Annotated in this window: 12 protein-coding genes; 8 read left to right on the top strand and 4 right to left on the bottom strand. The window is 65.1% G+C overall.

Annotation, left to right across the window (positions count from 1 at the left end):
• Window positions 1–481: sigma-70 family RNA polymerase sigma factor (locus tag ACFP9U_RS19050; RefSeq protein WP_378623883.1), on the bottom strand; the 481-nt coding region annotated here is incomplete at its 3' end.
• Window positions 478–864, bottom strand: coding sequence for a YciI family protein (locus tag ACFP9U_RS19055; RefSeq protein ID WP_378623885.1), 387 nt, complete (start codon window positions 862–864; stop codon window positions 478–480). The genes ACFP9U_RS19055 and ACFP9U_RS19050, both read right to left, overlap by 4 nt.
• A 148-nt stretch (window positions 865–1012) precedes the next feature.
• On the opposite strand from ACFP9U_RS19055, the gene pyrC reads away from it, so the two are divergent.
• From pyrC to ACFP9U_RS19075, 4 genes are all read left to right on the top strand, one after another.
• Window positions 1013–2062, top strand: a complete 1050-nt coding sequence (gene pyrC / locus ACFP9U_RS19060) for a dihydroorotase (protein ID WP_378623902.1) — start codon at window positions 1013–1015, stop codon at window positions 2060–2062.
• A gap of 273 nt (window positions 2063–2335) precedes the next feature.
• Window positions 2336–3040 (top strand): orotate phosphoribosyltransferase, encoded by a 705-nt coding sequence (locus ACFP9U_RS19065; RefSeq protein WP_378623887.1) that lies wholly within the window; start codon window positions 2336–2338, stop codon window positions 3038–3040.
• A 110-nt stretch (window positions 3041–3150) separates the two neighbouring features.
• On the top strand, window positions 3151–4017 hold the full coding sequence (locus ACFP9U_RS19070) for an SDR family oxidoreductase (RefSeq protein ID WP_378623889.1): 867 nt from the start codon (window positions 3151–3153) through the stop codon (window positions 4015–4017).
• 317 nt (window positions 4018–4334) lie between these two features.
• The gene (locus ACFP9U_RS19075) at window positions 4335–4559 is read left to right on the top strand and encodes a DUF378 domain-containing protein (RefSeq protein WP_378623890.1); all 225 of its coding nucleotides are present in this window, start codon (window positions 4335–4337) and stop codon (window positions 4557–4559) included.
• Window positions 4560–4611: 52 nt separating this feature from the next.
• Here ACFP9U_RS19075 and ACFP9U_RS19080 read toward each other — a convergent pair whose 3' ends face one another.
• Window positions 4612–5451 (bottom strand): transglycosylase SLT domain-containing protein, encoded by an 840-nt coding sequence (locus ACFP9U_RS19080; protein WP_378623904.1) that lies wholly within the window; start codon window positions 5449–5451, stop codon window positions 4612–4614.
• A gap of 295 nt (window positions 5452–5746) precedes the next feature.
• On the opposite strand from ACFP9U_RS19080, the gene ACFP9U_RS19085 reads away from it, so the two are divergent.
• The 4 genes from ACFP9U_RS19085 to ligD all read left to right on the top strand — a co-directional run bounded on the left by ACFP9U_RS19085 (window position 5747) and on the right by ligD (window position 11430).
• Window positions 5747–6247, top strand: coding sequence for a TadE/TadG family type IV pilus assembly protein (locus ACFP9U_RS19085; protein WP_378623892.1), 501 nt, complete (start codon window positions 5747–5749; stop codon window positions 6245–6247).
• Window positions 6247–7989 carry a pilus assembly protein TadG-related protein gene (locus ACFP9U_RS19090; protein ID WP_378623894.1) on the top strand — a complete coding sequence of 581 codons (1743 nt, stop codon included), beginning with the start codon at window positions 6247–6249 and terminating at the stop codon, window positions 7987–7989. The genes ACFP9U_RS19085 and ACFP9U_RS19090 overlap by 1 nt, the downstream gene beginning before the upstream one ends.
• Window positions 7990–8093: 104 nt before the next feature.
• Entirely contained in the window at window positions 8094–8942 is an 849-nt protein-coding gene (locus ACFP9U_RS19095) for a Ku protein (RefSeq protein WP_378623896.1), read from the top strand.
• Between the two features lie 10 nt (window positions 8943–8952).
• Complete coding sequence (ligD, locus tag ACFP9U_RS19100) at window positions 8953–11430, top strand: DNA ligase D (RefSeq protein WP_378623898.1); 2478 nt, start codon at window positions 8953–8955, stop codon at window positions 11428–11430.
• 217 nt (window positions 11431–11647) lie between these two features.
• Here ligD and ACFP9U_RS19105 read toward each other — a convergent pair whose 3' ends face one another.
• The gene (locus tag ACFP9U_RS19105; RefSeq protein ID WP_378623900.1) at window positions 11648–12457 is read right to left on the bottom strand and encodes a Ku protein; all 810 of its coding nucleotides are present in this window, start codon (window positions 12455–12457) and stop codon (window positions 11648–11650) included.
• Window positions 12458–12571: the final 114 nt, after the last annotated feature.

A 12571-nucleotide genomic window follows, 5' to 3' on the forward strand; every position in this document is an offset into this window, starting at 1 on the left:
CCCGGGTGATGCGCTGCTCCATGGCCTTTTCGCCCACCAGGAAGGCGCTGGCGATCTCGCGCACCGACAGGCCGCAGACGATGCGCAGGGCCAGCGCGATCTGCTGGGTCGCCGGCAGGTCGGGATGGCAGCAGATGAACATCAGCCGCAGGATGTCGTCGCGGTAATGCGCGTCGTCGAGCCGCTCGGCCATGTCGGCCTCGGCGTCGCCGAGGTCGGAGATGGCCCTGTCTTCCGGCAGGGCCGTGTTGCGGCTGTCGCGGCGCACCGTATCGAGCGCGGCGTTGCGGCCGACGAAGATGAGCCAGGCCGCGGGGTCGCGCGGCGGCCCCTTGACCGGCCAGGTCTTGATGGCCCGCAGGCAGGCCTCCTGGAACGCCTCCTCCGCCCGGTCGAGATCGCGGAAATAGCGCAGGAGCGCGCCCATGGCCTGCGGGCGGGCACCGGTCAGCGTCGTCTCGATCCAGGCGATGTCGGTCATGTTCCTACTTTGACTTCCTCGGGCAGTACGCCCTTCTCGAAAATCTGCATCGGCCGGATCTCGAAGGTGCAGGTTTCACCCTCCTTCAGCCGTTTGGCGAAGTCGACGACCTCGTCGAGATTGGCGCAATCGACGATGTAGAGGCCGAGAAGCTGCTCCTTCGTTTCGGCAAACGGACCGTCGAGGACCAGTTGCTCGTCGCCGGAGGTGCGCAGCGTCGTGGCGGCCGAAGTCGGCACGAGGCGGATTGCCGGGCCCATCTTGCCCTTTTCGACGAATTCCTTCTGGACGCGGCGGCGCTTGGCGAGCACCGCGTCGTCCTCCTCCTTCGACCAGGAATTGACCACGTCCTCGTCGTGGTAGCACAGAATGGCGTAAAGCATTGACTGACCTCGTTCGTTTGCAAGACGGCCGACAATGCCCCAAGCCGACAGGTGCGGTCGAGATTTTTGTCACGAGGGCCGGGGAGGGCACGTTTGAGCGCTTTGGCCTTGCATGGGCGCCGAATCCGGCTATCTAGTCGGCCTCGACATGAAAACGCTCACCATCCGCCAGCCGGACGACTGGCATCTCCACCTGCGCGACGGCGCCGTGCTTGAGGCGGTGGCGCCGTGGTCGGCAGCGCATTTTTCCCGCGCCATCATCATGCCCAACCTGGTGCCGCCGGTCGTCAAGAGCGCGGACGCGGCGGCCTATCGCGAGCGGATTCTCGGCGCCCTGCCTCGGGAGAGCGCGTTCACGCCGTTGATGACGCTTTACCTCACCGAAGCCAGCCAAGCCGATGATATTGAATCAGGGTTTCGCGACGGGCTGGTGACGGCGGTGAAGCTTTATCCGGCCGGGGCGACGACCAATTCGCAGAGCGGGGTGCGCGACGTCGAGGCGGTCTATCCCGTGCTTGAGCGCATGGCGGAAATCGGCATGCCGCTTTGCGTGCACGGCGAGGTGACGGATCCCGAGATCGACATCTTCGACCGTGAGGCGGTGTTCATCGAGCGCGTGCTTATGCCGCTGCGCCGGCGGATCCCGGAACTGCGGATCGTGATGGAGCATGTGACCACGAAGGACGGTGTCGATTTCGTGCGCGGGGCGGGCGAGAATATCGGCGCCACCATCACCACGCACCACCTCATCATCAACCGCAACGCCATCCTGGCGGGCGGCATCCGCCCGCATTACTACTGCCTGCCGGTGGCCAAGCGCGAGACGCACCGGCTGGCCCTGCGCAAAGCGGCGACCTCTGGCGAGGGGCGGTTCTTCCTGGGGACGGACTCGGCGCCGCATGTCGATCCTTTGAAGGAATCCGCCTGCGGCTGCGCGGGCGTCTTCAATGCGCCCAACACGATGGCCTGCCTCGCCCATGTGTTCGAGGAGGAGAACGCGCTCGACCGGCTGGAGGCCTTCACTTCGCTCAACGGGCCGGCCTTCTACCGCCTGCCGCCGAACGAGACGCGGATCCGCCTCGTGCGCTCCGACGAGCCGGTGGAGAACCAGCGCAAGATCAGGGCCGGACAGGACGAGATCACCGTCTTCGATCCGATGTTTCCCATCCACTGGAAAGTCGAGGACGACGCTTCCTAGAAGTATTGCAGTTGTGCGTTGGAAATGAGAACAGTCGCGCCCGAGAACGGGTATGCTCCCGTCATCCCGGAAGCCGGAGCGAAGCGGAGGCTGTCCGGGATCCATTCCGGAACATGGACGAGTCACGGAATGGATCCCGGCTCGCGGTCGCTGGTGCTCCCTTGGCCGGGATGACGGCCGGGACGAATGGGGCGCGGCGGTGAATTCGTACCGTAAACCTAGCGGGCCTCGCCCTGCTAGCGAGAAAATATCATAACAGGGAGCCTGCCGTCCATGTTCGCCAATACCTTTCCCGACAAGGCGCTGATCGCCGAGACCGTCGCGAAGATGCTTCTGGAGATCGAGGCCGTCCACATCCGTGCCGACGAGCCTTTCACCTTCACCTCGGGACTGGCTAGCCCGGTCTATATCGACTGCCGCAAGCTCATCTCCTATCCGCGCATCCGCTCGGCGGCGATCGATTTCGGCGCCTCCGTCATCCTGCGTGATGCCGGTTTCGAGCAGTTCGACGCGGTGGCCGGGGGCGAGACGGCCGGCATTCCGTTCGCGGCGTGGCTTTCCGACCGGCTGGGCCTGCCCATGATCTATGTGCGCAAGAAGCCCAAGGGCTTCGGCCGCAACGCGCAGATCGAGGGCAACCTGGCGGAAGGAGCGCGGGTGCTTCTGGTGGAGGACCTGACCACAGACGGCGGCAGCAAGCTGAAATTCGCCGAGGCCGTGCGCGCGGCGGGCGCCACCGTGACCGATACCTTCGCCGTCTTCTATTACGGTATTTTCCCCGACACGCCGGACAGGCTGAAGGCGGCAGGCATGCGGCTCCACTACCTCACCACGTGGTGGGACATTCTGGAGGTGTGCCGGAAAGAAGGCCGCTTCGGTGATGCTGCACTGGACCAGGCGGAGAGTTTCCTCAAGGCGCCGCTCGAATGGTCGGCCGCGCATGGCGGTATCGCGGAACTGCCGAAGGCATCTGATTGACGTTGACGTAAAAGCCGTTAAGCTCCGTCATCGAAGGCGAGGAAAGGCACGCCGATGGCCGGGTAGGCGCGCGCCGGCCTTGCACTCGCGGTTCCGTCCTGGAGGATACGATGTCGCTTGCGGGCAAGACGCTTTTCATCTCCGGCGGCAGCCGGGGCATCGGCCTGGCGATCGCGCTTCGGGCTGCGCGCGACGGGGCCAACGTAACGATCGCCGCCAAGACGGACAGGCCGCATCCTAAGCTGCCGGGCACCATCCATACGGCGGCGGAAGAGATCGAGGCGGCCGGGGGCAGGGGGCTGGCGGTTGTCTGCGACATCCGCGAGGAGGCGCAGGTGGAGCGCGCCGTGGCGGCGACGGTGGATGCTTTCGGCGGCATCGACATCTGCGTCAACAATGCGAGCGCCATCCAGCTCACCGGAACGCTCGAAACGCGGATGAAGCGTTTCGACCTGATGCATGAGGTGAATGCGCGCGGCACGTTCCTGGTCTCGAAATGCTGCATTCCGCACCTGAAGAAGGCGCAGAACCCGCATATCCTCACGCTATCGCCGCCGCTCGACATGCAGGCGAAGTGGTTCAAGAATCACGTCGCCTACACCATGGCCAAGTTCGGCATGTCCATGTGCACGCTGGGCATGAGCGCGGAATTCGCCGAAGACGGCATCGCCGTCAATTCGCTGTGGCCGCTGACGGCCATCGACACGGCGGCGGTGCGCAACGTCCTCGGCGGCGAGGCGCTGGCGCGGATGAGCCGCTCGCCGGAAATCGTAGCCGACGCCGCCCATGCGATCCTTACCCGGCCCGCGCGTGAGACCACCGGCAATTTCTTCATCGACGAACGCGTGTTGCGCGAGACGGGTGTCAGCGACTTCTCCCGATATGCGCCCGATGCCACGGGACCGCTCGCCGGCGACTTCTTCGTGCCGGACGCGGTTCTGGAAGAGACGGATACCGAGGTGCGGCCTATCGGCTGAGGCGTGTTCAAAGGTGGAAGGAACGGCCGGCAAGCCCACTGCGACTCTTTTCCATGGGCGTCATCCCGGCCGAACGGAGCGAAGCTGAGGGAGGGTGGGGATCCATTCCGAGATGCCTTGGCCTGGCGCGAACCGTTCCGGAGTGGGTCCCAGACAGCCTGCGCTGTCGCATGACGCCTGTGGCGGGTGCGACCCGTCCTCTTTTCGTTCCGCCAGCTTGGCTGTCTTGCGCACGGGCCCCTTGCGCAACGCGTGCGGGAACTCCAGACGCGGATATGCGTTGAAAGCGTATCTGGAAAACCTGGGAGGGTCGTCCAATGCGTGCGATGAATATCATCACCCTTCTGCTCATCATCGTCGGCGGCTTGAACTGGCTTCTCGTCGGCCTGTTCCAGCTCGACCTTGTCGCGGCGATCTTCGGCGGCCAGGCGGCGCTTCTTTCCCGGATCATCTACATCCTGGTGGGATTGTCGGCGCTCTGGCAGCTTATGCCGCTGGTCAAATCCTTCAGCGAGGACGAGGCCGTCGCACAGCGGCATTGAGCCCTGATCTTGTCCGGCGGGCGCTTGCGCCCGCCGGATGTCCGATTGCCTTTCAGCGATTTCGCAACACGATACAGGAGCCGCCTGCGCCCCGGAGCCGGCCACAAATGTCGTCGGCATCCCTGCGGCTGTCGGCGCCGATCCTGACGGCATAGATCCCGCGCCGCCCGCGCGGCGAGCGCATGCGGCTCACGACGGGCTCATGGCCCGCCAACAACGCCTGGTGGCGCGTCCGCAACCGCTGCCATTGCCGGACTGCGACGTCGCGGCGGAAATGGCCGGCCACCTGGATGCCCCACGGTTTCACCGGCACGTTCGCCATGGCGATGGTGACCGCGCCGGACGCGGGGAGGTCGCGGCAAGCCTCGTCAAAAGGCGTATGGGGCTTGAGCGGCGGAATCGTGTGCGAGTGGGTTCCCTCGGCGAAGCGGTCCGCCGGCTCGCCGAGAATGTCGAGCACGAAGTCTTCCGTTTCAAGTGGCAGGAAACCGCCTGCGGAGAGCCAGCGCGAAACCCGTCCCTCGCCGGCATTGTAGGCGGCCGCCGCCAGGCCCAGATTGCCGTATTTCTTCGCCAGCTCCGCGAGATAGGCCGCCGAGGCTGGGATCGCCTGGCGAATGTCGAACGCATCCTTCAGGCCGCGCAGGGCGGCGGTTCCGGGCATGAATTGGGCAATCCCTTCCGCGCCCTTGGGGCTTACGGCGTTCGGGTCGAACCGGCTTTCCTTCCAGATCAGCCGCGCCAGGAAATCTGCCGGCAGCGCGTTGCGCTCGGCGTGGGACTCTATGAGATTGCACACGCGATCGATGAGTGCAGTCCGCTCGAGCTTTTCGGCGGCGGCGGGGACCGCCGTGAGCATCAGACAGAGAATGAGGCCCAGGCAAAGGCGCATCGCCGCCGGGAGGCAGTGCGGACATTCGGGTTTTGCCGCAGGCTGGGTGGTGACGTTGCGCATCGTGCCCTCTCTGCCGTCTACCCCGAGCTCTGCCGCGTGGCGGCGGCCAAAACCGGATGCGAAGCTTCGCATCTGAATATGGCTTTTCATACAAAGCGAAGCTCAACCTTCTAGGTATGTTAACCGAATCTGGAAGAAGTATTCAACGTAAGTGCGTGATTCACATTCTATTTCTTTAATATATGTGTGCATCATGCGCAGAGTATCTGCAGTTTCATCCAGGAGGGGCGGTATGGATGGAAAGTACACGGTAGACAAAGCTAATTCTAGATTTGAATACTCAGGTTTATATCCGGGTCGTGTGTTTCGCGGGCGGATGCCGGTTGCCTTCGTGCGTTCGGAAGCCGGCGTCTCTGCGATAGAGTTTGCACTGGTCGCGCCGGTCTTTCTGTTCCTGTTCATGGGAATGATCGCCTACGGCATCTATTTCGGGGCGATGCACTCCATGCAGCAACTGGCCGCAGACGCGGCGCGCGCGTCCATTCCGGGCCTGGACGAAACGGAAAGGACGTTGCTCGCGCGGCGCTTCATCGAAAATCATTCGAGCGGATATCCCTTCATCACCGCGGACCGGATCGCGGTGGATGTGGCCGATTCCGCGGACGGAACCCAGTTTGTCGTTTCTCTTCAATACGATGCCGGTGATCTTCCCATCTGGGGGCTTTGGGACGGGTTGTCGCTGCCGGGCAAGGTGATCGAGCGCGCATCGACCATTCGGATCGGGGGCATCTGATGACGTATCGTGTTTTCTTCTACAGGCGCCTGATTTCGCGGTGGCTCAGGGATCGGGGCGGCAGCATCGCGGTCATGAGCGCGCTTATGATGACCCTGGTCTTCATGGCTGCCGCGATCGCGATCGATTTCGGCTCCCTGTATTTCGAGCGCCGGGAAGCCCAGGCGCTGACGGATCTCGCCGCCATCACCGCAGCAGGCAATCTGGACAAGGCGGAAGCTGCCGCGGTTCTGGCCATGAACGACAACGGCCAGGGCGGTGTCTCGGCGGGCGAAGATGAATCGGGCGAGGGACCGGACGAGATCGTCGTGTCGGACGCGGCACCGAGGCTGGAGGTGGAGACCGGGCGGTATGTGGCCGATCCGGCGGTGGATCCGGCGGCGCGGTTCACTGCGAACGCGACGCCGGCCAATGCCGCCCGGGTGACCTACACGAAGACGGGTGCGCTGCACTTCGCTCATTTTCTGATGGACCCGCCGTCGATGCAGACCACTGCGATCGCAGCCACGACGGAAGAGGCCGCCTTTTCGGTCGGCTCGCGGCTCGCCAGCCTCGATGAAGGCGTGCTCAACAATCTGCTCGGAGCTCTGCTTGGCGCGAATGTCTCGCTGAAGGCGATGGACTATCGCGCCCTGGCGGATGCCGATGTCGAGGTACTGTCCTTCCTGGATGCGCTCGCCGCCGAGATCGACCTGACAGCCGGCACGTACAACGACGTGATCGCGGCGGAAGCGGCGATCGGCGACATCTTGCGTGCGCTGTCGGTCGCGGCCGGTCAAAACCAGGATGCGCGTCTCGCATTGCTCGCCCTGGCGAATGCTCCCGGGCTGGCGAACCTGCACGTGCCCATGGGCAAGCTGCTCGACATCGGCAGTCTCGGCCAGCTCGCGCTGGGCGAGCGGACAGCCGGCCTCGAAGCGGTCGTGGGCATCATGGACCTGCTCGGGGCGAGCGCGGCGGTGGCAAATCACGACACACTGGTCGATATGGCCAGCACACTGGATCTTCCCGGCCTGGCGTCCTTCACGCTCGACATCGCCATCGGCGAGCCGCCGCAGGGTTTGCCGTGGTTCGCCGTCGGTGAGGCCGGCAAGATCGTGCGCACGGCGCAGACGCGGCTTTTCCTGAACATCGAAGTCGAAGGACCGGGAGGGACGCTTGGTGAAGTAATCCGGCTGCCGCTTTACCTCGAAGTCGCCTATGCCGAGGCCAAGCTGGATGGGATCTCGTGCTCCCGGGGCGAGGTGACGGGCGTGGCCATCGATGCCCGGCCGGGGATCGTCGAGGCGTGGGTTGGGGAGATCGATCCGGACCAGCTCAGATATTTCGACACGAGACCCGCCTTGCGCCCGGCCAAGCTCGTCGATTTGAAAGTGGTCCGGGTCACCGGAGAAGCACATGCCGTTTCGGGCAACCGCTTTCCGACACGGCTGGATTTCAGCCGGGCCGAGATCGACAGCGGCGCCGTCAAGAGCGTTCACACGCACGATATCGCGCAGCCGCTGGTCCGCTCCCTCCTGGAGGATCTCGATCTGGACGTGGACCTCAAGCTCGGGCCGCTTCAACTCGGCCTCTCGTCCCCGGACCTTCTCGCGGACACGGTGGCTGAGATACTCGGCGAGGCGGCGGGTCCCCTGGACACCCTGCTGTCCACGCTTCTCACCACGCTAGGCGTGAAGGTCGGCGAGGCGAATGTCCGGGTGACGGGCGCCGCCTGCGGCAGGGCCGTTCTCGTGAACTGAGGCGGCTTGCGGTCGCCGGCCGCCGCGAGCAAAGCCGTTCCACAGGTGCCCGCCGGAACATCCGGACCCCGTGCGCGTTCAACGCCTTTGTACGGAGTATCGAAGTGGCACCGCGGGCAACCTGGAAGGGGTACGTCAAGCTGTCGGAACTGGCCTTTCCGGTGGCGCTCTATGCCGGCGCGACGACGTCGAAGCGGGTTTCCTTCCACATCCTGAACCGCAAGACCGGGAACCGTGTGCACCGGCAATATTTCGACGAGGAGACGGAAGAACCGGTCGAGCGCGGCGAGCAGGCGAAGGGCTATCAGGTCGGTGACGACGAGTACATCATCCTTCAGCCGGAGGAGGTGGCCGAGGCCGTGCCCGAGAGCGACAAGACCATCCGCATCGAAGGCTTCGTTCCCTGCGCGGACGTGGACACGGTCTATTTCGACAAGCCCTATTTCCTGGCGCCTTCCGAGGGGGTGATGGGCGAGTCCTTCGCCGTGATCCGCGAGGGCATGCGGCGCAAGAAGGTGGCCGCGCTTGCCCGCGCCGTGCTTTTCCGCCGGGTGCGCACCCTGCTTCTCAGGGCACAGGGCTCCGGCCTCGTCGCCAATACGCTGAATTTCGATTACGAGGTGCGTCCTGCCGCCGAAATCTTCGATGAGCTTCCCGACTTCAAGATCGAGGGGGAGATGCTCGATCTCGCCAAGCACATCATCGACACCAAGGCCGGCGACTTCGATCCACGCGCCTTCGACGACCGTTACGACCAGGCGTTGGCCGAACTGATCCGGGCGAAGATGGAGGGCCGCGAGATCAAGGCTCCCAAGCCGCCGAAGGAGACCAAGGTGGTCAACCTGATGGACGCCCTGCGCGAGAGTGCGGCGGCATCCGAGAAGGCGGCGAAGAAGGCACGCGGCGGCAAGCGAAAGAAGGCCGAGCCGGCGCAGGGGCGCAAGGCCGGTTAGGGCCCGCTGGATGGCGCTCGAGACATACCGCAAGAAACGGGATTTCAAGGCCACGCCCGAGCCGCGCGGCCGGGCACGCAAGGCGCCGGGGGGCGACGGCTACGTGATCCAGAAGCACGCGGCACGCCGCCTGCACTACGACCTGCGCCTGGAGATGGGCGGCGTTTTGAAGAGCTGGGCCGTCACCAAGGGGCCGAGCCTCGTGCCGGGCGAAAAGCGCCTGGCCGTCCACGTGGAGGACCACCCGCTGGAGTACGGCGGTTTCGAGGGAACCATCCCTAAGGGCGAATACGGGGGCGGGACGGTGATCGTGTGGGACGCCGGCCGTTGGTCCCCCATCGGCGATATGCAGAAGGGCTATGCGAAGGGTCATCTGGATTTCGAGCTTCACGGCGAGAAGCTCGGCGGGCGCTGGCACCTTGTGCGGATGGGCAAGAAGCCGCGGGAGAAGAAGGAGAACTGGCTCCTGATCAAGGGCGACGACGATTTCGCCCGCGGCGAGGATGATCCGGACATCCTCGAGGAACGGCCCGAATCGGTGAAGACGGGGCGGGTGGTCGAGGAGGTCGCGGGCGAGGCACCGGGATGGTCGTCGCGGACGGGCAGGATAGACAGGCCCGAGCCGGTCCTTCCGAAGGAGGCCAAAAAGGCCGGCTATCCCGGCTTCATCGCCCCGGCGCTGGCGACCCTGAAGCCGGCTCCGCCGACATCGGGAAAATGGCTGCACGAGATCAAGTTCGACGGTTATCGGCTGCAGGCGCATATCGGCCGCCGGGCGGCGCAGCTCTATACCCGCAGCGGACTGGATTGGACGGAGAAGTTCGGAGAGGTGTTGACCGCGGCCCTGTCGGCCCTGCCTGCCAGGGAAGCGATCATCGATGGCGAACTCGTCGTCGAGGGTGCGGGCGGCGCCTCCGACTTTTCCGCGCTGCAGGCGGACCTTTCCGCCGGGAGGACGGATCGGATGGTCTTTTATGCCTTCGACCTTCTTTATCTCGACGGGCACGATCTGCGACCCGCACCCCTGGTGGAGCGCAAGGCGGCACTCAAGGCCCTGATGCGCGACGCGCCGCCGGTCCTGCGCTACAGCGACCATTTCGAGGAGGACGGCGCGGTGGTGCTGCAACATGCCTGCCGGCTGAGCCTCGAAGGCATCATCTCGAAGGATCGCGAGGCGCCTTACCGTTCCGGCAGGGGCAAGGACTGGATCAAGGCCAAATGCTCCGAGCGGCAGGAGTTCGTCATCGGCGGCTTCGTACCCTCGACCACCTCCCGCAAGGCGATCGGCTCTCTTGTGCTCGGGTATTACGACAAGGGCAAGCTGTTGCATGCGGGGCGCGTGGGCACCGGCTACACGCACAAGGTCGCCGCCGATCTCTTCAAGCGGCTGGAAAAGCTCGAACAGAAGGAGAGCCCGTTCGCCGGGAAGCTGACGGCGGAAGAGGCGCGGCAGGCACGTTTCGTCCGCCCCGAGCTGGTGGCGGAGGTGGAATTCAGCACCTGGACGGCCGATGATCTCATCAGGCATGCCTCCTTCCGCGGCCTGCGCGAGGACAAGAAGCCGGAGGAGGTCCGGCGGGAATCGAAGCGCAAGGCGCCGGCCGAAAAGGCAATGCCGGCCATCCGGCTCACCCATCCCGACCGGCTCTACTGGAAGGAAGCCGGGGTGACCAAGCAGGGGCTGGCCGAATATTATTTTGAGGTGTGGCCGCGCATGGGTCCTTTCGTCGTCGATCGGCCGCTGGCCCTGGTGCGCTGTCCCGACGGCGTGGACGGCCAGTGCTTCTTCCAGAAGCATGCCTGGCGCGGCCAGTCCAAGGAGATCCTGCAGGCACAGGATCCCAAGGAGGCGGGTGATCAGCCGATCATCGCCATCGACGGGCTGCCGGGGCTCCTGGGCCTGGTACAGGGCGGGGCGCTGGAAATCCATCCGTGGGGCGCGCGCCTCGGCGATCTCGAAAAGCCGGACCTGATCAACATGGATCTCGATCCCGGACCCGGCGTGCCGTGGGAAGCCGTGATCGAGGCGGCGCAGGAGGTGCGCGAGCGGCTGCGCGAGGCGGGGCTTGCAAGCTTCGTCAAGACGTCCGGCGGCAAGGGGCTTCACGTGGTGGCGCCGCTCAAGCCGCGCGCGCAGTGGGACGAGGTGAAGGCCTTTGCCAAGAGCATCGCCGATGCGATGGCCGGCGACGATCCGGAGCGCTACGTCGCCACGGTGACCAAGGCGAAGCGCAAGGGAAAGATCCTGATCGACTACCTGCGCAACGGGCGCGGGGCGACGGCCGTCGCGCCCTATTCGACCCGCGCGCGGCCGGGCGCCGCCGTTTCCATGCCGCTTGACTGGGAGGAGCTCAGCCCGGCGGTCGGTCCCGCCTATTTCACGGTAGAGAACGTGCTGCCGCGGCTCGCGGCGCTCAAGACCGACCCTTGGGAAGAGTTCTGGAAGGCGGCGATACCGCTCGACGGCCGGGCGAAACGGGCGGCCTGATTGTTGAAGGGTGTGTCGGATTTCAGAACACGGGCTGCAGCGCTGGCCCCCTCTCTTGCCAATTCTACCGACTTAGCCTTCGGCTAAGCCCGAGAATTTGCTTTCTCCCCCGCCCCTTCGACAAGCTCAGGAGGGGGAGATAGGCGCTCCGCAACACCGTTCCCGCCAATCACCAGAATTGGTGAGAGAGGCGTTTCGCGAGGCGCGTCCACAGCCCCTAGCCGCCCCGCTTCTTTTCCTGCGAGATCGACTTCTTCAGCGCGTCCATGATGTTGACGACGTTGCCCGGGGTCTCCGGTTCTTCCTTCTTCCCGGCCTTTGACGGCTTCTTCGTCTTTTTCTTCTGCTTGCTGGCGATGATCTCCTTCAGCCGCTCCTGGACGGGATCGCCGAGCATCGCCGGATCCCAGGGCTGGGTCAGGTCCTCGATCAGCGTCGAAATGAGCGAGACCAGGCGCGGTTCGGCCTTCTTCTCTTCCCCGTCACCGAAGATCTCCCTCCCGTCGCGCACCTCGTCCCCATAGCGCAGGGTCCAAAGGACGATGCCCTTGCCGCGGGGTTCGAGCATCACCGCCCGCTCGCGCCGCGAAAGGACGAGCCGCGATATGCCCACCTTGCCGGTCGCCGCCATCGCCTCGCGGATGACGGCGTAAGCCTCCTGCGCCACCTCGTCGTCGGGCATCAGATAGTAGGGCGTGTCGTACCAGATCCATTCGATGCTGTCGGCGGGGACGAACTGGTCGATGTCGATCGTGCGTGTGCTTTCCAGCGCGACCGCTTCGAACTCCTCGTCCTCGATGATGACGTGGCGGCCCTCCTCGGTCTCGTAACCCTTCACCTCGTCCTCGTCGGCGACAGGCTTTCCCGTCTCGGCATCCACATAGCGGCTGCGCACGCGGTGGCCGGTCTTGGCGTTGACGGTGTGGAAGCGCACCTTCTCGCGGCTGCTCGTGGCCGGCGTGAGCGAGACGGCGCAAGTGACCAGCGAGAGCTTGAGATAGCCTTTCCAATAGGGGCGCGGCGCCATGGGGGTCTCCGGGCTGCAGTCCGGTAAACGCGCCAGGGGCGGGTTGGTTTCCCGGTGTCCGCGCCGCCCGTGGCAGACCGGCCGTCCGCGCGGCCGGCGCTAGAGGTTGCGCCC

Source organism: Nitratireductor sp. GCM10026969 (genome assembly GCF_042660605.1).
Taxonomy (GTDB): domain Bacteria; phylum Pseudomonadota; class Alphaproteobacteria; order Rhizobiales; family Rhizobiaceae; genus Chelativorans.